This is a genomic window from Nocardioides ureilyticus (assembly GCF_051280745.1).
Classification (GTDB): domain Bacteria; phylum Actinomycetota; class Actinomycetes; order Propionibacteriales; family Nocardioidaceae; genus Nocardioides.
Genome location: NZ_JBNCOG010000050.1, coordinates 1 through 19,787, shown reverse-complemented (window position 1 = coordinate 19,787; position 19,787 = coordinate 1). Strand labels below are relative to the sequence as shown.

The following is a 19,787-nucleotide window of genomic DNA, read 5'->3' as shown; positions in this document are numbered from 1 at the left end:
GGCGCCCGCGCGGGTGCTCGCCGACCCGTGGCCGGCCGCGCTGGTCGGGGCCACCGGGCACCCGGTCGTGGTCGACGAGCGGGGCGGCGTCCGCGGCGAGCCGGCACGGTTCCGCCCGGCCGCCGACCAGCCGTGGCAGCCGGTCGCCGCCTGGGCCGGGCCGTGGCCGGTCGAGGAGCTGTGGTGGGAGGGAGGCTCGCGCCGGGTCGCCCGCTTCCAGGTCGTCGGCGTCGACGGCCGGGCGTGGCTGATGACCTACGACGAGGCCGACGCGGAGTCGGTGTGGTGGACCGAGGCGGCCTACGACTGATGGCTACGACTGATGGCTACGACTGATGGCTACGACTGATGAGCGGTGACTGAATGGGCTGGAACAACCCCGCCATGCCGTGGGCCGAGCTCGAGCGGCGGCTCTCCGGGCGCCCCGACCTCTCCGGGGAGGCGCCGATCTCGCGACGCAAGCGCAAGCACCTGCCGGTGGACGTGGCCGCGCCCGAGGGACCGGTCGTCCCGTACGCCGAGCTCCACTGCCACTCCAGCTTCAGCTTCCTCGACGGTGCGAGCGCCCCCGACCAGCTGGTCCTCGAGGCGATCCGGCTGGGGCTGGACTCGTTGGCGATCACCGACCACGACGGGTTCTACGGGGCGCCGCTCTTCGCCGAGACCGCCCAGCTCCACGGCCAGGCCCAGGAAGGGTCGCCGCAGGGCGGGTCGACGCAGGGCGGGTCGACGCAGGGAGGGACGCCCCTGGGGCGGCGCGGCCTGCGCACGGCGTACGGCGCGGAGCTCTCGCTCGGGCTGCCGCGGGCCCAGCAGGGGGTGACCGACCCCGAGGGCACCCACCTGCTGGTGCTGGCGCGTGGTGTCGAGGGCTACCACCGGCTGGCCGGGGCGATCACCGACGCGCAGCTGCGGGGCGAGGAGAAGGGGCGCCCGGTCTACGACCTCGCCGAGCTCGCCGAGCGCGGGCGCGACCACTGGCTGGTGCTGACCGGCTGCCGCAAGGGCGCGGTGCGCTCCGCGCTGCTCGCCGAGGGCGCGGCGGGGGCCGCACGTGAGCTGCGGCGCCTGGTCGAGCTCTTCGGCCGCGACTCGGTGGCCGTCGAGCTCATCGACCGCGGCCATCCGACCGACTCCGACGACAACGACCTGCTCTTCGCCCTCGCTGCCGAGCACGGGGTGCCCGCGGTGGCGACCGGCAACGTCCACCACGCCCGCCCGGCGGACCACCGGCTGGCGGCCGCGATGGCGGCGGTCCGGGCCCGGCGGAGCCTGGCCGAGATGGACGGCTGGCTCCCGGCCGGCGGCGCGGCGTGCCTGCGGTCGGGGGAGGAGATGGCCCGCCGGTTCGCCCGCTACCCCGGGGCGGTCGCCCGCTCGGTCGACCTCGCCGACCAGGTCGTCTTCGACCTGCAGAAGGCCACCCCGCGACTGCCCAAGGACGGCATCCCCGAGGGGCACACGCCGATCAGCTGGTTGAAGGTCCTCGCCTGGCGCGGCTTCGAGGAGCGGTACTACGGCACCGACCTGGAGGCCGAGGCGCGCCGCAAGATCGAGCACGAGCTGGAGGTGATCGAGCGCAAGGACTTCGCCGGCTACTTCGTCATCGTCCACGACATCGTCGCCTTCGCCCGCTCCCGCGGGATCCTGTGCCAGGGGCGGGGCTCGGCGGCCAGCTCGGTGGTCTGCCACGCGCTCGGGATCACCGCGATCGACCCGGTCTTCTACCGGCTCCCCTTCGAGCGGTTCATCTCCGAGCACCGTGACGAGGAGCCCGACATCGACGTCGACTTCGACTCCGACCGGCGCGAGGAGGTGATCCAGTGGGTCTACGAGCGGTACGGCCGCCACAACGCTGCCCAGGTCGCCAACGTGATCAGCTACCGCCCCAAGATGGCGGTCCGCGACGCCGCCAAGGCGCTGGGCCACTCGCCGGGCCAGCAGGACGCCTGGTCGAAGTCGATCTCCAGCTGGACGAAGGTCGAGGCCGAGGGGGAGCCGGACGGCGGAGGCATCCCCGCGCCGGTGGTGGAGCTGGCCAACCAGCTGCTGGGTGCTCCGCGCCACCTCGGCATCCACTCCGGCGGCATGGTCCTCACCGAGCGGCCCATCGGTGAGGTGTGCCCGATCGAGCACGCCCGCATGGAGAAGCGGACGGTGCTCCAGTGGGACAAGGACGCCTGCGAGTTCATGGGGCTGGTCAAGTTCGACCTGCTCGGCCTCGGCATGCTCGCCGCGCTCGACCACATGATCCGGATCGTGGGCGAGCACCTCGGTGACCGCTGGGAGCTCGCGACCATCCCCAAGGAGGAGCCGGCGGTCTACGACATGCTCTGCCGCGCCGACTCCATCGGCGTCTTCCAGGTCGAGAGCCGCGCCCAGATCGGGACCCTGCCGCGGCTGCAGCCCCGCTGCTTCTACGACCTGGCCATCGAGATCGCCCTGATCCGGCCGGGTCCGATCCAGGGCGGCGCGGTCCACCCCTACGTCCGCCGCGCCACCGGCAAGGAGCCGGTCACCTACCCCCACCCGGAGCTGGTCCCGGTGCTCGAGCGGACCCTCGGCGTGCCGCTGTTCCAGGAGCAGCTGATGGACATGGCCAAGACGATCGGTGACTGCACGCCCGACGAGGCCGACCTGCTGCGCCGGGCGATGGGCTCCAAGCGCGGCATCGAGCGGATCGAGAGCATCAAGCACAAGCTGTACGCCGGCATGGAGCGCCGCGGGATCCTCGGCGAGGAGGCCGACGCGATCTACGTCAAGATCCTCTCCTTCGCGAACTTCGGGTTCGCCGAGAGCCACGCCCTGTCGTTCGCCAAGCTCGTCTACGCCAGCTCGTGGTTCAAGCTGCACTACCCGGGCGCGTTCCTCGCCGGGCTGCTGCGGGCGCAGCCGATGGGGTTCTACTCACCGCAGTCCCTGGTCGGCGACGCCCGCCGGCACGGCGTCACGGTCCTCCGGCCGGACCTCGAGCGCTCCGGGGCCCAGGCGGACCTCGAGCCGCTGGGCGCGGAGGCCGGCGTCACCGGGATGGACTCCTGCCTGCTCGACCACCCCGGCAAGACCTTCTTCGTGCCCGGCACGCCCGACCCCACCCCGCAGCACCGCCGGGACGCGGCGTACGCCGTCCGGCTGGGGCTGGACTCCGTGCGCGGCATCGGCGCCGACGTCGCCGCCCGGATCGTGGCCGCCCGCGCGGAGCGCCCCTTCGCCGACCAGGTGGACCTGTCCCGCCGGGCCGGCCTCGACGCGCGCCAGCTCGAGGCGCTGGCGACCGCCGGCGTCTTCGAGGGCAGTGTCTTCGAGGGCGGGGGGCTGACCCGCAGGCAGGCCCTGTGGAACGCAGGCTGGACCGAGCGCGAGGACCAGCTCGAGGGTGTCCGGGTGGCCGGCCCGGCGCCGATGCTGCCGGAGATGGACGAGGTCGAGGTGACGATGGCCGACCTGTGGGCCACGGGCGTGACCACCGACAGCCACCCCTTCGGCCACCTGCGCGACCAGCTCCGCCGGGCGGGGATCCGCTCGGTCGCCGACCTGGCGGGCGCCGAGCCCGGCCGCAGGCTCAGCGTCGCCGGGCTGGTGACCCACCGCCAGCGGCCCGGCACCGCCGGCGGGGTCACGTTCCTCAACCTGGAGGACGAGACCGGGATGCTCAACGTGATCTGCACCGTCGGGGTCTGGCGCCGGTTCCGCCGGGCCGCGGCCGGCTCCTCGGCCATCGTCGTCCGCGGCATCCTCGAGCGCGAGGACGGCGCCACCAACCTCGTCGCCGACAAGATCTCCTCGATGGAGGAGCTCCACCCCGCCGCCGGCCGCGCCCTCAAGGACAAGCACCGCTCCCGCGACTTCCGGTGACGCGTCGAAGTGGGACTCCCGCACGGTTGAGGTGGCGGTCCTGCACGGTTGAGGTGGCGGTGCGGCACTGCCACCTGAACCGTGCGGCACTGCCACCTGAACCGTGCGGCACTCCCACCTCGACCGTGCAGAGGAGCCACGTCGACGTGGCCGGGTGACCCCTGCGGTGGGAGGATGGAGCGCGTGCCTTCCGCCCTTCCCGCCGGTGACCCGGTCCCCGCAAGCGGAGCCCTCCCGGCGGCGGCCCTGGCCGGGGTGGGGGAGCGGCCGTTCGGGGTCTACGTCCACGTCCCGTTCTGCACCGTCCGGTGCGGCTACTGCGACTTCAACACCTACACGGCCGAGGAGCTCGGTGCGCCGGGCTCCGCGCCCGGGGCCTCGCGGGCGACGTACGCCGTCGCCGCCGTCGAGGAGGTACGCCGCGCCCGGCGGGTGCTGGGCGACCGCGACGTCCCCGTCGAGACGGTCTTCATCGGTGGGGGCACACCGACCCTGCTGAGCCCCGCCGACCTCGGGAGCATCCTCGGCGCGATCGACGCCGAGCTCGGCCTGGCGCCCGGTGTGGAGGTGACCACCGAGGCGAACCCCGACAGCGTCGACCTGCGCTACCTCGACGGGCTGCGCGAGGCCGGCTTCACCCGCATCTCGTTCGGGATGCAGTCGGCGCTGCCGCACGTGCTCCGCGTGCTGGACCGCACCCACGACCCCGAGCGCGTGCCGGCTGCCGTGGAGTGGGCCCGCGCCGCCGGTTTCGACCAGGTCAGCCTCGACCTGATCTACGGCACGCCGGGGGAGTCCCTCGAGGACTGGGAGACCTCCCTCGACGTCGCGCTCGCCTGCGCGCCCGACCACGTCTCGGCGTACGCGCTCATCGTCGAGGAGGGCACCGCCCTGGCCCGGCAGGTCCGCCGCGGCGAGGTCGCGATGCCCGACGACGACGACCTTGCCGACAAGTACCTCCTCGCCGACGAGCGGATGGGTGCGGCCGGGCTCGGCTGGTACGAGGTCTCGAACTGGAGCCGCGACGACGGCTCACGGTGCCGCCACAACGTCCTGTACTGGACCGGGGCTGACTGGTGGGGCATCGGCCCGGGAGCCCACTCCCACGTCGGGGGCACGCGCTGGTGGAACGTCAAGCACCCCGTCGCCTACGCCGACCGGATCGCCGCCGGCCTCAGCCCCGCCCAGGCGCGCGAGGTGCTGAGCGAGGAGGACCGGCGGGTGGAGCGCGTGCTGCTGGAGCTCCGGCTGGCCGACGGCCTGGACCGTGCGGTGCTCGACCGGGCCGGGAACGCAGCAGTCCCCGACCTCGTGGGCCGGGGACTGCTCGTGGAACGGGCGGACCGCTTGGTCCTCACCCGCGACGGACGGCTGCTTGCCGACGCGGTCGTGCGCGACCTGCTCAGCTGACCATCCGGATGGTCAGCGGGTAGCGGTAGTCCTCGCCGTTCGACGCCTTGACCGACCCGATGATCGTGAAGACCAGCCACCAGGCCGCGAAGGCGAGCGCCAGCGGCAGGACGACCACGGCGCCGAGCCCGAGGGTCGCCAGGACGACGACGAAGCCGAGGATCGTGCCGACGATGCCGTAGATCAGCATCGAGAGCTGGAAGTTCAGCGACTCGACCGCCTGGCGGCGGACCCACGGGGACTGGGACTTGACCAGCATCACGACCAGCGGGCCGAGGAAGGCGAGGGCGAAGAACGCCCCGAGGAGAGCCGACCAGTGGGCCGCGCCGCCCCACGTGCGGTCGTCCGGGGAGACCGGCCCGCCGCTCGGGTGCTGGGAGTAGGCCTGCGGGGAGTGCGGCTGCTGGCCGTAGGGCTGCTGGCCTTGGCCGTAGGGCTGCTGGCCCGGGTCCTCGCCGGGCTGGCGCTGCTGGCCGTAGGGGTCGCTCACGGATGCTCCTCGGTGACGAAGTCGATCAGTTCCTCGACCCTACCGAGAAGCGCCGGTTCGCAGTCGTCGTACGACTGGACCTTCGACAGGATGTGCTTCCAGGCCCGCGCGATGTCGGCCTGGTCCCGGTGCGGCCACCCCAGCTGCTGGCAGACGCCCTTCTTCCACTCGACCTGGCGCGGCACGTCGGGCCACGCCGAGAGTCCGAGCCGGTCGGGCTTGACGGCCGCCCAGATGTCGATGAAGGGGTGCCCGACGACGAGCACGTGCTTGCCGACGGGCGAGCGGCGCACGGCGTCGGCGATCCGGCTCTCCTTCGACCCGGCGACCAGGTGGTCGACCAGCACGCCGACCCGTCGCCGCGGGCCGGGCCCGAAGTCGCGGAGCTGCTCGGCGAGGTCGTCGACGCCGTCGAGGTACTCCACGACCACGCCCTCGATGCGCAGGTCGTCGCCCCAGACCTTCTCGACGAGCTCGGCGTCGTGCCGGCCCTCGACGAAGATCCGGCTCGCGCGGGCCACCCGCGCCTTGGCGTCGTGCACGGCCACCGACCCCGACGCCGTGCGCGTCGGGCGGGCCGGCGCGGTGCGGCGCACCGGCGCGGTGAGGATGACGGGGCGTCCCTCGAGGAGAAACCCGGCACCCAGGGGGAAGGTGCGCCGCCGCTGGCGTCGGTCCTCCAGGGTCACGGTGTGCAGGTCACGGTCGACGGCGACGATCTCGCCGCACCAGTCGGTCGTCACCTCCTCGACGACGGCACCCAGCTCGGCAGGGGCTTCCACGGCGCGACCGCGCTTGGGCGCGCGCCAGTCGGTCGCGAGGACGTCGGGTCCGTAGCGGTCGGTCACGCCGAGGACGGTAGGCGGCCGGACCGACCGGCTGTGGTGAGGCGCGCCGAGGGGCCGGTCCTGTGACGCGCCCGACCCGCCGGCTCGGGTGACGGCGCAGGCGACGGCTCAGGTGTCGTCGGGGTCCTCGGCGGTGCTCTGCTCGGCCGGCTTGCCCTCGGCGAGCAGGTCACCCGCCTGCTCGCCGGGCTCGAGGCCCTCGGCGAGGGGATTGTCCTCGCCGGGCTGGAGGTCCTCGGGCAGCTGGTCGTCGGTGATACCGGTGGCCTCGTCGGGTGCCGACTCGCTCATGGCTGGCCGGTACCCGCTCAGATCAGCGGCAAGCGCTTCTGGCTGCGCGGCAGCTGTGCGTAGGCGCGCTCCACCGCGGCGCCGAGGTGCTCGCGCGGCCACGGCCAGTCGTCGGCCGCCTCGAGCGCCTGGCCCACGGGCACGCCGCGGGACGCGAGGTCGCGCACGGTCTCGGCGAGGATCCCGATGGCGTTGCGCTGCTCCTCGACGAAGTCCCGGTCGACCAGCGCGCCGTGCCCCGGTACGACGACGGTGGCGGACGTCGTCACGCCGAGCACGATGTCGAGGGCGAGCGGCCAGTCCATCGGCCAGCTGTCCTCCCCGAACGACGGGGGCCCGGACTCCTCGACGAGGTCGCCGGCCACCAGCACGTCGGCGTCGGGCACGCGCAGCACCAGGTCGCCCGCCGTGTGTCCGCGGCCCGGGTGGAGCAGCTCGAGCGCGCGGTCGCCGAGGTCGAGCACCCGCGCGGAGGAGAAGGTCTGGTCGGGCAGCACCACCCGGGTGGCCAGCACGTCGGCCCGGTGCGGGTCGGCCCGGTCGTCGGCGTACCGCTGCTGCGCGGCGTCCGCGCCCTCCGCCAGCTCCCGGCGGGCGTCCTCGTGGGCGTGGACCGGCACGGCGGGCCACGCCTCGCGGAAGGCCTCGTTGCCGAAGGTGTGGTCGACGTGCCAGTGCGTGTTCACCACGGCGACCACGTCCCCCGTGGCGCCGGCCGCGCTGCCCGCGAGCCGGCGGACCTCGTCGACCAGCGCACGGCCGGCCCGGGTGGAGCCGTGGGTGTCGACGACGGCCAGGCCGCGCTCGCCGCCGACGACGGTCACGTTGACGTCGAACCACGGCAGCCGCGCGAGCCACACGCGGTCAGCGATCTCGGTGAAGGTCACCCGGCCACCCTAGGAGGGTGGCGGACGCTCAGGCGTGGAGCTGTCGCCGCAGCATGTCGCCGAGCTCCGCGGTGGTGCGCGCAGCGCGCGGGAAGCCGAGGACCGCCCGCTCGGCGCCCTCCGGCGTCACCCACTGCAGCTCCACCCCGCTGGGCCGGAGGTCGGCGAGGGCGACCCCGAGGACGTCGGCGACCCGGGTGCCGGTCATCGTGGCCACGCCGAGGCGCAGCTCGGCCTGGTGGTGGTGGTTGGCGTGCTCGACCGACCGCTGCAGGAAGCCGCGGTTGAGCTGGTGCTCGGGGGAGAGGAAGTCACGGACGGGCACCCGCAGGTGTGCGTCGTCGCCGATGCGCGAGAGCGTCACCACCTCGGGGACCAGGGCGACGACCTCGCAGGGCTCGCCGCAGCACTCGCACTCCTCGCGGCCGCGTACGACGAGGGGGCCGGCGAGCGTGAGCACCGCCTCGCGGTCGGGCGAGCCCGCCCGGCCGAGCCCGCTCGTGACCTCGACCAGGCCGCGCCCGCCGTCGGCGGCGGCGCCGGCCAGCCTGGCCCCGGGTGCGCAGGAGAAGACCGGCTCGCCCGACCGGTCCTGCAGTCCGGTGGTCTCGGCCTCCGGCCCCTCGAGGGCGTGGGGGACCCCGTCCACCGCGAGCGTCACCGATCGCGGGCAGGCCAGGATGCTCCGCGCGGCCGCGGCCAGGCCGCGGTGGTCGCGCCGGGTGGTGTCGTGGCGGAGGAGGGTCACGCGAGGGTCCTCTCGTGCGGAGCGGTGAAGATTAGGTATGCCTAACCTTAGACACACTTCGGTCGCCGGCCAAGCCCCGGGTCCGGCACGCGAGACCGGCGGCGGCTCCGGACGCGCGCTACAGTTGGCACTCCGTCGGGACGAGTGCCAGAGGCGTCAGGAGGCGACGTGCAGGAGGACCGCAGGCTCGCCGTGCTGCGGGCCATCGTGGAGGACTACGTGGCGACCGAGGAGCCGGTCGGCTCCAAGGCCCTCGTCGAGCGCCACGGGCTCGGCGTCTCCCCGGCCACCGTCCGCAACGACATGGCCGTCCTCGAGGACGAGGGCTACATCACCCAGCCGCACACCAGTGCCGGACGGGTGCCGACCGACAAGGGCTACCGGCTCTTCGTCGACCGGTTGAGCACGGTCAAGCCGATGACGTCCGCCGAGCGGCGCGCGATCTCCTCGTTCCTCGACGGTGCCGTCGACCTCGACGACGTCGTGTCGCGCTCGGTGCGGTTGCTCTCCCAGCTGACCCGACAGGTCGCCGTCGTGCAGTACCCAACCCTCTCGCGGTCGACGGTGCGCCACGTCGAGCTCGTCGCCCTGGCGCCGAACCGCCTGCTCGTGGTCCTGATCCTCAGCACCGGCCGGGTGGAGCAGCGCCTGGTCGACCTGCCGGTCGAGGTCTCCGAGGACGCCCTGGCCGAGCTCCGGTCGCGGATCAACCGTGCGGCGACGGGCGAGGTGATCGCCGACGCCGTCACCCGGCTCCGCGAGGCCGTCCCCGAGGTGCCGGACGCGGGCGCCGACCAGGACCAGGGGGTCACCCGGGCGGTCGTCGACACGCTCGCCGAGGCCATGGTCGACCACCGCTCCGACGAGCGGATCGCCGTCGGCGGCGCCGCGAACCTCGCCCGCTACGGCGACTCGTTCGACTCCGCCGTACGCCCGCTGCTCGAGGCGCTGGAGGAGCACGTCGTGCTGCTCAAGCTCCTCGGCGAGGCGACCGACGGCGGGGCGGTCACCGTGCGGATCGGCGCCGAGGGGCCTTATGAGCAGCTGGCCTCCACGAGCGTGGTCGCCACCGGCTACGGCCCCCGCGACGAGGCCCTCGCCACGCTCGGCATCGTCGGCCCGACCCGCATGGACTACCCGGGCACGATGTCCGCGGTGCGCGCGGTCGCCCGCTACGTCTCCCGGATCCTCGACGAGGGCTGACCGCCCCACACCGTCGGCCACACCGTCAGCCACACCGTCAGCCACACCCGCCAGCCACACGCCCCGCCAGTACCGAAGGACAGCCACGTTGAGCCAGGACCTGTACGACCTCCTCGGTGTCGACCGCGACGCGGACGCCGACGCCCTCAAGAAGGCCTACCGCCGGCTCGCTCGCCAGTACCACCCCGACGTCAACCCCGAGCCCGAGGCGCAGGACCGGTTCAAGGAGGTCACCCGCGCCTACGAGGTGCTGTCCGACCCGCAGAAGCGCGCGGCGTACGACCGCGGCGGTGACCCGTTCGCTGGTGGCGCCGCGGGCTTCGGCCAGGGGGCGGGCTTCTCGTTCACCGACATCATGGACGCCTTCTTCGGCGGCCAGCCCGGCGCCGCGGGCGGCCGCGGCCCGCGCTCGCGCGTGCGCCGCGGGCAGGACGCGCTGATCCGGCTCGAGGTGGAGCTCGCCGAGGCCGCCTTCGGGATCACCCGCGAGATCAAGGTCGACACCGCCGTGCAGTGCACCGCCTGCGGTGGCGACGGTGCCGCGCCGGGCAGCCACCCGGTGCCCTGCGAGACCTGCCGGGGGCAGGGCGAGGTCGCGCAGGTCCAGCGGTCGTTCCTCGGGGAGATCCGCACGCTGCGGCCGTGCGCGGCCTGCCGCGGCTTCGGCTCGATCATCCCGGAGCCGTGCCGTGAGTGCTCCGGCGACGGACGGGTCCGTTCGCGGCGCAACCTGACCGTCAAGATCCCCGCCGGTGTGGACACGGGCACTCGCGTCCAGCTCCCCGAGCAGGGCGAGGTCGGGCCGGGAGGCGGGCCGGCCGGGGACCTGTACGTCGAGATCCACGTCGCACAGCACCCGGTCTTCGTCCGCAACGGCGACGACCTGCACTGCACGGTCACGGTGCCGATGACGGCCGCCGCGCTCGGCACGTCGCTGACCCTGCCGACGCTCGAGGCCGACGTCGAGCAGGGTGGCGAGTCCGGGGTCGAGACGGAGTTCGAGCTGGACATCCCGGCGGGGACGCAGTCCGGCACCGAGCGGGTCCTCCGCGGCCGGGGAGTCCCAGGCCTCCGGGGCGGCCGGGGCGACCTGGTGGTCACGGTCGCCGTGGAGACCCCGCAGCGGCTCGATGCCCGCCAGGAGGAGCTGCTGCGCGAGCTGGCCGCGATCCGCGGCGAGGAGACGCCGACCGGTCAGGTGAAGCCGGGTGCCAAGTCGGTGTTCGGCCGCCTCCGCGACGCCTTCAACACGCACTGACGACCGATGTCCCTGCCGGTCCACGTCGTCCCGTCGCTCGCCGGCGTCGGGGTCGGCGCGGTCGTGGCCGTGGAGGGTGACGAGGCGCACCACGCGGTCGCGGTGCGACGGTTGCGGGTGGGTGAGCCCCTCGTGCTCACCGACGGTGCCGGCACGGCGGTGACCGGTGAGGTCGCGGCCACGGGCAAGCGGACCCTCGACGTGCGCGTCGCCGACGTACGCCGCGAGGACGCGCCGCCGGAGCCGTCGATCACGGTCGTCCAGGCGCTGCCCAAGGGCGACCGCGGGGAGCTCGCGGTCGAGGTGCTGACCGAGGTCGGCGTCGGTCGGATCGTGCCGTGGGCGGCGGCGCGGTCGGTCGCGGTGTGGAAGGGCGAGCGGGCGGCCAAGTCGCACGCGAAGTGGTCGGCCACCGCCCGTGAGGCGGCCAAGCAGGCCCGCCGGTCGTGGTTCCCCGAGGTGGCCCCGCTGACGTCGACGGCCGAGGTCGTCGAGCTCCTGGCCGGGGCGAGCCTGGCTGTGGTGCTGCACGAGGAGGCGTCCGTGCCGCTGGCCACCGTGGAGATGCCCGACCGGGGTCCGGTCGTGGTGGTCGTCGGGCCGGAGGGCGGCCTGACGGAGGAGGAGGTCGCGACGTTCACGGCGGCCGGGGCGTCCTCGGTCCGGCTGGGTGCCGAGGTGCTCCGGACCTCCACCGCCGGCGTCGCGGCCGTGGCCGCGCTGCTGGCGCGGACCGACCGCTGGCGCTGAGCTACTCGACGACGATCGTCCGGCTGTCCTCGGTCGGGCCGGGGCCCTCGCCGCCGGACGGGTCGTCGGTCATCGCGACGAAGCTGTAGGTGCCCGCCTCGAGGCCGGAGACGTCGACCTCCGTGGACCAGGGGTAGAGCTTGTCCATCCAACCCTCCGCGGTGCTGAAGCCGTCCAGCACGACCTTGCCGCTGCTGTCGCGGACCTCCCACGGCACCGTCGCCTCGAACGACGACGCCACGCCCGAAGCGGTGAAGGTGTCGGGGACGGTGGCGCCCTCCGCGGGCTCGCTGACGTTGACCAGCGCCAGCACGTCCAGCTGCGGCGCCTCGGTGAGCTCGCCCTCGATGCCGAAGAGGGGGACCGGGTCGCCCTGGGAGTCGACGACGCGGACGGGGAGGCGCTGCTGCTCGACACCCTGCAAGGTGTAGACGAGCTGCTGGGCGGCCAGGCGGGCACCGTTCTCGGAGAGCTCGCCACGGTCAGTCCAGCTCTCGTCGGCCACCTCGGCGACGATCGCGTCGTCCTCGGTGGTCACCGCGGTGAAGGTGCCCGTCGGCCAGAGCGAGCGGTAGTCCGGGTCCAGCGGGTCGCCGGTGGTGAGCAGGTCGGCGGCCGCCTGGAGCGGCTCGCCGTCGACCCGACGGAACTCGCGGAAGAGCTTCGTCCCCTGAGGCGTCTCGCCGGCGAAGTAGACCGGGACGGTGCTCTCCTCGTCGCCGGTGGCCGGCTCGCTGGAGGCGGGTGCGGTCGGGTCGTCCGTGCTGGCGCTGTCCGGCTCGCTGGTGCCGCCGGCGGGGGAGGGGTCGGTGGCGGTGCCGTCGTCGCCGCCGCACGCACCGAGGGTGAGGGCGAGGGTCGAGGCGGTCAGCAGTGCGGTGATCCGCAGTCGAGCGTCCATGGCGCCATCCTCCCCGGTGCGGGTGTCGATACGGGTGTGACGCGCAGGGCGCGCCGCGGGTTGCGCCGGTGACCTGGATCGCCTGTCCCGCCCGTGGCCCCGGTGCGGCGCCTCCGTCCGCGGGCTAGGTTCGGGGACATGAGTGCGGAGGACTGCCTGTTCTGCAAGATCGTCGCGGACGAGGTCCCGGCGGAGATCGTCCACGTCACCGAGCGGACGGTGGCGTTCCGGGACATCAACCCCCAGGCGCCGACCCACGTGCTGGTGGTGCCCCGCGACCACTACGAGAACGCCGCCGCGCTGGCCGCCGGAGACCCGACGGCCTCGGCGGAGCTGGTGACCGCCGCCGCAGCGGTCGCGACGGCGGAGGGCCACGAGGACTACCGGCTGGTCTTCAACACCGGCGCGGGCGTTGGCCAGACCGTCTTCCACACCCACCTGCACGTGCTGGCCGGCCGGTCGATGACCTGGCCTCCCGGCTGATCCTCAGCGGTAGCCGACGAGCGTGGGGGTGGCGGTGAGCACCCGCAGCTCGACCGGCGCACCGGGGATGGTCACCGTCCCCGCCACGGGCTGCCACGGACCGCCGTCGATGCGGTACTCGGCGGCGTACGTCGTGTCCACGCTGGGGCTCACCGCGCCGGCCCGGCGGTAGTCGTGGGTGACCTCGAGGTCCGGGTACGGCGCTCCGGGCGTCGTCGTGGTGAGGGCGCTGCCGTCGCCGAAGGACCAGTCGAACCGCTCCGGCCAGATCCGCAGGTCGACCTGTCGGCCCAGGAGCGTCACGCTGCGGCTGAGCTCACCCTGCTCGGTGAAGAAGTTGGTCGCGAAGTTCACCAGCGTGCGGCCGTCGGGCGGCTGCACCTGCAGCTCGGCTGCCGGTAGCGGGATACGTCGGAAGGCGGCGGCCACCATGCCGGGGGTGACCTGAGGAGTGGTCTCGACTGGCGCGTCGCTCTCGGGCTCGCACCCCTCCGCCCAGTTGGTGCCTGTGCAGAAGTTCTCAAGCAACGCGCTCCCGACGTCGGCGATCATGCCGGCGGGCTGGGGGTCGCCCGGCTGCGAGATCCCTGACCCCGCGGCGTCGCCCGGGTTCGAAGTCGTGACACCGGCGAGCAATCCGCCTTCAGTTGGGCTCACCTCACCCGCATGATCGACGGGGTCAGCGGCTGCCGCCTGTCCAGGGGGGAGCGCGAGCAGCGAACCGATCAGCAGGACGATTGCACCCTTCATCGCAACTGCATCTCTCGAACGCGCCACTCGTCTCCCGCGCGCCGCAGCGAAACAGCAAGCGTCTGAATTGATGGCGCGATGGTTTTGACTGTTTCGCCCCGTCGATCGACCCAGCGTTCCCGTGCTGTCTGAATGCGCACGTCCCACACGGAGGCCCCAGATGGATCCTCGACGGGTTCGGTGGATACGACAGTCCAGCCACCGCCCACGATGCGTCCGCCCTCTGCGTAGGCGCCCTTGAGGTTATCCGCGATGACAGCGCAGTTGTGGCAGGTATCGTCCGCCAACACCTGGAACAGGGAAGCATCCCCTGTGGCGATCGCCTGACTGATCCCCGCGAAGAAGCGACTGATGAACTCTGCTTCGTCTTCAGCGACCGATTCGTCTGCCGTTGTCGGCGTGGCGGTGGGGGTCGGCGACTCGGACGGCGCGACCTTCGGCTGGGGCGCGCCTGAGCACCCGCTGAGCAGGAGGGCGGCGCTCATGGCTGCGGCGGCCAGTCGGTGCGGCATGAGGCGGGTCCTTCCCGAGACTCCGAGCGCCCGGACCGGGGCGCCCACCGCAAGATAGCCGCGCCGCGGGACCCCCGAGAAGGCTCATTGCCGGTCTGTGGACAACGGGACGTCATGCGGATCGAGCAAGGGGGTGCTCGGTCCGCATGACGCTAGGGGCGCCCGTTCAGAAGAGCTGGACGACCCGCAGCAGCGCGAAGAACACCGGCATCCCGAAGACCAGGAGCATGAACCACGCCGTCACGCGGTGGCGGCGGTTCGTGGCGTCCAGCCGGCCGGCGAAGTCGAGCAGCGCGCCGTCCGGCACGTGGGCGGACAGGCCCATCGCCCGAGCATCGGTCGGCATGTGGTGCCCCGCCTCCCAGTACGGCGCCGTGTCGTCGTCGTGGTCGTCGGGATCCTCGTCGAGGTCCCACGGGGTCGCCGGCACGTGCCCACGCTACGCCTGCCGTCCGCAGCCGTGACAGAACTCGCTGGGGTGGGCACGGCCGCTCCCGTAGCATGGTCGCGCATCCCACCGCCGACGAAAGGCCGCCCGCACCGGGCATCCATGACTGACAGCCAGACGAACGCCACGCGGCACACCGTCGTGGTGCCCAACAGCATCAACATGGTCAGCCTCCTCGGGCCCGGCGACGAGCACCTCGGCCTGCTGGAGCAAGCCTTCGACGCCGACGTCCACGTCCGCGGCAACCGGATCACGCTGTACGGCGAGCCGGGCGAGGTCGCGCTCGCGGAGCGGCTCCTCGACGAGCTGGTGACGATCATCCGCACCGGCCAGGGCGTGACGGGCGAGACGGTCGAGCGCGTGCTCTCGATGCTGCGCGCCGAGACGACCGAGAGCCCCGCCGACGTGCTGAGCCTCAACATCCTCAGCAACCGCGGCCGCTCGATCCGCCCGAAGACGCTGAACCAGAAGCGCTACGTCGACTCGATCGACAAGCACACCGTCACGTTCGGCATCGGCCCGGCCGGCACCGGCAAGACCTACCTCGCCATGGCCAAGGCCGTGCAGGCGCTGCAGAGCAAGAACGTGAACCGGATCATCCTCACCCGCCCCGCCGTCGAGGCCGGCGAGCACCTCGGGTTCCTGCCGGGCACGCTCAGCGAGAAGATCGACCCCTACCTGCGGCCGCTCTACGACGCCCTGCACGACATGATCGACCCCGAGACGATCCCGAAGCTGCTCGCTGCGGGGACCATCGAGGTCGCCCCGCTGGCATATATGCGGGGCAGGACGCTTAACGATTCCTTCATCATCCTCGACGAGGCGCAGAACACCACGCCCGAGCAGATGAAGATGTTCCTCACCCGGCTCGGCTTCGGCTCGAAGGTGGTCGTCACCGGCGACATCACCCAGACCGACCTGCCGGGGGGCGTGAAGTCCGGCCTGCGGATCGTCGAGGGGATCCTCGACGGCGTGGAGGACATCTCCTTCAACCGGCTCAGCAGCCACGACGTCGTGCGCCACCGCCTGGTCGGCAAGATCGTGGCGGCGTACGACGAGTTCGACGCCCAGCGTGAGAACCAGCGTGAGGCCCAGCGTGAGACCCGACGTGACACGCGGGAGGGCGGCCGGTGAGCATCGAGGTGCTCGACGAGTCCGGTCACGGGCTCGACGTCCGCTGGCTGGCGGACCTCAGCCGGTTCGTCATGGACCGGATGCGCGTCCACCCGATGGCCGAGCTGTGCATCAAGGCGGTCGACCAGTCGACGATCGCCGAGCTCAACGAGCAGTGGATGGAGAAGGAGGGGCCGACCGACGTGCTCGCCTTCCCCATGGACGAGCTCCGGCCCGGTCTCGTCGACCAGGAGCCCGAGGAGGGCGTGCTCGGCGACCTCGTCCTGTGCCCGGAGATCGCCGCCCAGCAGGGCGAGACGGCGGGCCACGGCAAGGATGCCGAGATCGAGCTGCTCACGGTCCACGGCATCCTCCACCTCCTCGGCTACGACCACGCCGAGCCCGAGGAGCACCGGGAGATGTTCGGCCTCCAGGACGAGCTCCTGCAGGAGTGGCGAGCCCGGTGACCGCAGGGGACCTGTGGCTGGTGGCCACCGCGGCCCTCCTCGTCGTCCTCGCCGGCCTCTTCTCGGCCGCGGACGCCGGCGTCAGCTCCTTCTCGCGAGCGCGGGCCGAGGAGCTGGTGGCCGAGGACCGGACCGGGTCGAGGCGGCTGCTGTCGCTGCTCGACGACCCCGTCCGCTACCTCAACACCGCGCTCTTCCTGAGGCTGCTGTGCGAGGTGGCGGCGATCGTGCTGGTCACGCTCCAGATCGACGAGGGCCTGCGCGGCTCCTGGTGGGCGAGCGTCCTGGTGACGATCGGCGTGATGCTCGTCGTCTCCTTCGTCGTCATCGGCGTCGCGCCGCGGACGCTCGGGCGCCAGCACTCCGAGACCGTCGCCCTGTTCTCGGCCGGCCCGCTCCTGGCGCTGACCAGGGTGCTGGGTCCGCTGCCGCGGCTGCTGATCGTGGTCGGCAACGCGATCACGCCCGGCAAGGGCTTCCGCGAGGGACCGTTCTCCACCGAGTCCGAGCTGCGTGAGCTGGTCGACCTCGCCGAGGCGTCCGCCGTCATCGAGTCCGGCGAGCGCCGGATGATCCACTCGGTCTTCGAGCTCGGCGACACCAGCGCCCGCGAGGTGATGGTCCCGCGCAACGACGTCGTCTACGTCGAGCGGCACAAGAACCTGCGCCAGACGCTCTCGCTGTTCCTTCGCAGCGGCTTCTCCAGGCTCCCGGTGATCGACGACAACCTCGACAACATCGTCGGGTTCGCCTACCTCAAGGACGTCGTCCGGCGTGACTTCGAGGCGCCGGACGTGGAGCTGACCCAGCGCATCGACGAGGTGATGCGCCCGGTCCACTGGGTGCCGGAGTCGAAGCCGGTCGACGCGCTGCTCTCGGAGATGCAGGCCAACCGGCAGCACATCGCGGTGGTCGTCGACGAGTACGGCGGCACGGCCGGGATCATCACCATCGAGGACCTCCTCGAGGAGATCGTCGGCGAGATCACCGACGAGTACGACGAGGAGCACGTCGACACCGAGCGGCTCGATGACGGCACCGGTTGGCGGGTGTCCAGCCGCTACCCCGTCGACGACCTGGAGGAGCTCTTCGGCTTCGACGTCGAGGAGGAGGACGTGGACAGCGTGGGCGGCCTGATGGCCAAGCACCTCGGCCGCGTGCCGATCCCCGGATCGGTGGTCGAGGCGCACGGGCTGCGCTTCGAGGCCGAGGGGCCCTCCGGCCGGCGCAACAAGATCGCGACCGTGCTCATCAGCCCGGCTCCGCCACCTGGCGGCGAGACCAACAGCCGGTCCGACGCCTCCGACGACGCCATCGAGGAGACCACCCCGTGAGCCCGACGAGCGACCAGGCGCCCCTCAGCGCCGAGGACCGCAAGCTGGTGACCCTGGCCCGCGCCACCCGTGCCCGCACCCGGACCGCCGAGGGCGCCGCGGTGCGCGACGCCGACGGTCGCACGTACGCCGCGGCGACCGTCGACCTGCCGTCGCTGCAGGTCTCGGCGCTGGGGGCCTGCGTCGCGATGGCGGTCGCGTCCGGGGCGAGCGGCCTGGAGGCCGCGGTCGTGCTGACCGAGGCCGGGTCCGTGGCCGCCGCCGACCTGGACGCGCTGCGCGACCTCGGTGGGGCCGGCGTGGTCGTGCACCGGGGCGACGCCCGCGGGCAGGTCGTGGAGTCCTCCGAAACCTGAGGCCGGGCGCCGCCCCTCGACGGTACGGTGCTGCCGTGACGTCCGCGACGGCCCGGGAGCAGCACACGCAGGCGGTCGCGAGGTTGCGGTCGTCGTACGCCGCCATCCCTGCCGGCGCTCCGGTGCGGCTGGCCAAGGGCACCTCCAACCTGTTCCGTCCACGGTCCGCCGGCGCCGGTGCCGGCCTCGACGTCTCGGGGCTCACCGGCGTCCTCGCCGTCGACCCGGAGGCGCGCACGGCCGACGTGCAGGGCATGTGCACGTACGAGGACCTCGTCGCCGTCACCCTCGCCCACGGGCTGGCGCCGCTGGTCGTCCCGCAGCTGCGGACCATCACCCTCGGCGGCGCGGTGACCGGCCTGGGCATCGAGTCGACGAGCTTCCGCAACGGCCTGCCGCACGAGTCGGTCCTGGAGATGGACGTCCTCACCGGCGCCGGCGAGCTCGTCACCGCGCGGCCGGGGCCCACCGGCGAGCACGGGCAGCACGCGGACCTCTTCGACGCGTTCCCCAACTCCTACGGCTCCCTCGGCTACGCCACGCGGCTGCGGATCGAGCTGGCGCCGGTGCCGTCCTACGTGCGGCTGCGCCACGTCCGGGTGGCGCCGCACCTGCTGGTCGACACGATCGAGTCCATCGTGCGCACTCGGCAGCACGACGGAGCGCGGGTGGACGGCCTCGACGGCGTCGCGTTCGCGCCCGACGAGGTGTACCTGACGCTGGCGACGTGGCAGGAGGAGCCGGGGCCGACCAGCGACTACACCGGCCGGGACATCTACTACCGCAGCGTCCGGCAGCGGCCGAGCGACCTGCTCACCACGGAGGACTACTTCTGGCGCTGGGACACCGACTGGTTCTGGTGCTCCGCGGCGTTCGGCGCCCAGCACCCGGTGGTGCGCCGGCTCTGGCCGCGCCGCTGGCGCCGGTCCGACGTCTACCACCGATTGGTAGGCCTGGACCGCCGCTACGGCGTGGTCGACCGCCTGGACCGCCGCGCCGGCCGGCCGGAGCGGGAACGGGTCATCCAGGACGTCGAGGTGCCGGTCGAGCGGCTGCCGGAGTTCCTCGCGTGGTTCGACCGGGCCGTCGGGATGCGCCCGGTCTGGCTCTGCCCGCTGGTCGCCCGGCGCCGCTGGCCGGCGTACCCGCTCGAGCCCGGGGCGACGTACGTCAACGTCGGCTTCTGGGGGACCGTCCACGTCGGCCCGGAGGCGGGGGAGGCGCCCGTCAACCGGGCCGTCGAGGAGAAGGTGCACGAGCTCGGCGGGCACAAGTCGCTCTACTCCGAGGCGTTCTACGACCGCGAGACCTTCGACCGGCTCTACGCCGGGGAGCACCTCGCGGAGGTGAAGCGGACCTACGACCCCGACGACAGGCTGACCAGCCTCTACGACAAGGTGGTGCGGAGACGGTGACGAGCTCGACGAGGATCTCGATCGGCGACGCGGTGGCGTCGCTCCTGCGGGACGGGATGCCCGTGCGGTTCGAGGCGTACGACGGGTCGTCGGCCGGGCCGGCCGACGCCGACATCCGGCTGGAGCTGACCAGCCCCCGGGGCCTGTCCTACATCCTCACCGCGCCGGGCGACCTGGGGATGGCCCGCGCCTACGTCGCCGGCGACCTGCGGCTGCACGGCGTCCACCCCGGTGACCCCTACGACGCCATGCGGCTGCTCATGAACCA

At 73.1% G+C, this 19,787-nt stretch carries 20 protein-coding genes and 2 pseudogenes; 13 read left to right on the top strand and 9 right to left on the bottom strand.

What is annotated here, in order from left to right:
* From ACSMHG_RS18585 to hemW, 3 genes and pseudogenes are all read left to right on the top strand, one after another.
* Nucleotides 1–310 (top strand): annotated as a pseudogene (locus ACSMHG_RS18585) (DNA polymerase Y family protein); the annotation flags it as partial.
* A gap of 53 nt (nucleotides 311–363) precedes the next feature.
* Nucleotides 364–3,855 (top strand): error-prone DNA polymerase, encoded by a 3,492-nt coding sequence (locus ACSMHG_RS18580; protein WP_435747900.1) that lies wholly within the window; start codon nucleotides 364–366, stop codon nucleotides 3,853–3,855.
* 183 nt (nucleotides 3,856–4,038) lie between these two features.
* On the top strand, nucleotides 4,039–5,265 hold the full coding sequence (gene hemW, locus ACSMHG_RS18575; RefSeq protein WP_435747898.1) for a radical SAM family heme chaperone HemW: 1,227 nt from the start codon (nucleotides 4,039–4,041) through the stop codon (nucleotides 5,263–5,265).
* Here hemW and ACSMHG_RS18570 read toward each other — a convergent pair.
* From ACSMHG_RS18570 to ACSMHG_RS18550, 5 genes are all read right to left on the bottom strand, one after another.
* The gene (locus ACSMHG_RS18570; protein ID WP_435747896.1) at nucleotides 5,258–5,755 is read right to left on the bottom strand and encodes a DUF4870 domain-containing protein; all 498 of its coding nucleotides are present in this window, start codon (nucleotides 5,753–5,755) and stop codon (nucleotides 5,258–5,260) included. The two genes, hemW and ACSMHG_RS18570, sit on opposite strands and share 8 nt — an antisense overlap.
* Nucleotides 5,752–6,603: a DUF3097 domain-containing protein gene (locus ACSMHG_RS18565; protein ID WP_435747894.1), complete on the bottom strand. Its 852-nt coding sequence runs from the start codon at nucleotides 6,601–6,603 to the stop codon at nucleotides 5,752–5,754. Before ACSMHG_RS18565 ends, ACSMHG_RS18570 begins: the two co-directional genes overlap by 4 nt.
* A 108-nt stretch (nucleotides 6,604–6,711) precedes the next feature.
* Entirely contained in the window at nucleotides 6,712–6,894 is a 183-nt protein-coding gene (locus tag ACSMHG_RS18560; RefSeq protein ID WP_435747892.1) for a hypothetical protein, read from the bottom strand.
* A 17-nt stretch (nucleotides 6,895–6,911) separates the two neighbouring features.
* Nucleotides 6,912–7,781: an MBL fold metallo-hydrolase gene (locus ACSMHG_RS18555; RefSeq protein ID WP_435747890.1), complete on the bottom strand. Its 870-nt coding sequence runs from the start codon at nucleotides 7,779–7,781 to the stop codon at nucleotides 6,912–6,914.
* A 28-nt stretch (nucleotides 7,782–7,809) separates the two neighbouring features.
* Nucleotides 7,810–8,529 carry a hypothetical protein gene (locus ACSMHG_RS18550; protein WP_435747888.1) on the bottom strand — a complete coding sequence of 240 codons (720 nt, stop codon included), beginning with the start codon at nucleotides 8,527–8,529 and terminating at the stop codon, nucleotides 7,810–7,812.
* Between the two features lie 168 nt (nucleotides 8,530–8,697).
* Between ACSMHG_RS18550 and hrcA the strand changes: the two genes are divergently transcribed.
* The 3 genes from hrcA (at nucleotide 8,698) to ACSMHG_RS18535 (ending at nucleotide 11,740) form a co-directional block, all read left to right on the top strand.
* The gene (gene hrcA / locus ACSMHG_RS18545) at nucleotides 8,698–9,732 is read left to right on the top strand and encodes a heat-inducible transcriptional repressor HrcA (RefSeq protein ID WP_435747886.1); all 1,035 of its coding nucleotides are present in this window, start codon (nucleotides 8,698–8,700) and stop codon (nucleotides 9,730–9,732) included.
* Nucleotides 9,733–9,820: 88 nt separating this feature from the next.
* Nucleotides 9,821–10,990, top strand: coding sequence for a molecular chaperone DnaJ (dnaJ, locus tag ACSMHG_RS18540; protein WP_435747884.1), 1,170 nt, complete (start codon nucleotides 9,821–9,823; stop codon nucleotides 10,988–10,990).
* 6 nt (nucleotides 10,991–10,996) lie between these two features.
* Entirely contained in the window at nucleotides 10,997–11,740 is a 744-nt protein-coding gene (locus tag ACSMHG_RS18535; protein WP_435747882.1) for a 16S rRNA (uracil(1498)-N(3))-methyltransferase, read from the top strand.
* A gap of 1 nt (nucleotide 11,741) precedes the next feature.
* Here ACSMHG_RS18535 and ACSMHG_RS18530 read toward each other — a convergent pair whose 3' ends face one another.
* Complete coding sequence (locus ACSMHG_RS18530; RefSeq protein WP_435747880.1) at nucleotides 11,742–12,641, bottom strand: Gmad2 immunoglobulin-like domain-containing protein; 900 nt, start codon at nucleotides 12,639–12,641, stop codon at nucleotides 11,742–11,744.
* Between the two features lie 138 nt (nucleotides 12,642–12,779).
* On the opposite strand from ACSMHG_RS18530, the gene ACSMHG_RS18525 reads away from it, so the two are divergent.
* Entirely contained in the window at nucleotides 12,780–13,124 is a 345-nt protein-coding gene (locus ACSMHG_RS18525; RefSeq protein WP_435747878.1) for an HIT domain-containing protein, read from the top strand.
* 3 nt (nucleotides 13,125–13,127) lie between these two features.
* Here ACSMHG_RS18525 and ACSMHG_RS18520 read toward each other — a convergent pair whose 3' ends face one another.
* The 3 genes from ACSMHG_RS18520 to ACSMHG_RS18510 form a co-directional block, all read right to left on the bottom strand.
* Nucleotides 13,128–13,676 carry a hypothetical protein gene (locus ACSMHG_RS18520; RefSeq protein ID WP_435747876.1) on the bottom strand — a complete coding sequence of 183 codons (549 nt, stop codon included), beginning with the start codon at nucleotides 13,674–13,676 and terminating at the stop codon, nucleotides 13,128–13,130.
* Between the two features lie 194 nt (nucleotides 13,677–13,870).
* Complete coding sequence (locus ACSMHG_RS18515; protein WP_435747874.1) at nucleotides 13,871–14,386, bottom strand: DUF6318 family protein; 516 nt, start codon at nucleotides 14,384–14,386, stop codon at nucleotides 13,871–13,873.
* A gap of 166 nt (nucleotides 14,387–14,552) precedes the next feature.
* Entirely contained in the window at nucleotides 14,553–14,816 is a 264-nt protein-coding gene (locus ACSMHG_RS18510; protein WP_435747872.1) for a hypothetical protein, read from the bottom strand.
* A 120-nt stretch (nucleotides 14,817–14,936) separates the two neighbouring features.
* On the opposite strand from ACSMHG_RS18510, the gene ACSMHG_RS18505 reads away from it, so the two are divergent.
* The 6 genes and pseudogenes from ACSMHG_RS18505 to ACSMHG_RS18480 all read left to right on the top strand — a co-directional run.
* Complete coding sequence (locus ACSMHG_RS18505) at nucleotides 14,937–15,968, top strand: PhoH family protein (protein ID WP_435747870.1); 1,032 nt, start codon at nucleotides 14,937–14,939, stop codon at nucleotides 15,966–15,968.
* Nucleotides 15,965–16,414 carry an rRNA maturation RNase YbeY gene (gene ybeY, locus ACSMHG_RS18500; RefSeq protein ID WP_435747868.1) on the top strand — a complete coding sequence of 150 codons (450 nt, stop codon included), beginning with the start codon at nucleotides 15,965–15,967 and terminating at the stop codon, nucleotides 16,412–16,414. The genes ACSMHG_RS18505 and ybeY overlap by 4 nt, the downstream gene beginning before the upstream one ends.
* Nucleotides 16,411–17,748 carry a hemolysin family protein gene (locus ACSMHG_RS18495; protein WP_435747866.1) on the top strand — a complete coding sequence of 446 codons (1,338 nt, stop codon included), beginning with the start codon at nucleotides 16,411–16,413 and terminating at the stop codon, nucleotides 17,746–17,748. The genes ybeY and ACSMHG_RS18495 overlap by 4 nt, the downstream gene beginning before the upstream one ends.
* Entirely contained in the window at nucleotides 17,745–18,104 is a 360-nt protein-coding gene (locus ACSMHG_RS18490; protein WP_435747864.1) for a cytidine deaminase-like protein, read from the top strand. The genes ACSMHG_RS18495 and ACSMHG_RS18490 overlap by 4 nt, the downstream gene beginning before the upstream one ends.
* Nucleotides 18,105–18,139: 35 nt before the next feature.
* On the top strand, nucleotides 18,140–19,519 hold the full coding sequence (locus ACSMHG_RS18485) for an FAD-binding oxidoreductase (RefSeq protein WP_435747862.1): 1,380 nt from the start codon (nucleotides 18,140–18,142) through the stop codon (nucleotides 19,517–19,519).
* Nucleotides 19,516–19,787: pseudogene (locus ACSMHG_RS18480) on the top strand (SAM-dependent methyltransferase); the annotation flags it as partial. The gene ACSMHG_RS18485 and the pseudogene ACSMHG_RS18480, both read left to right, overlap by 4 nt.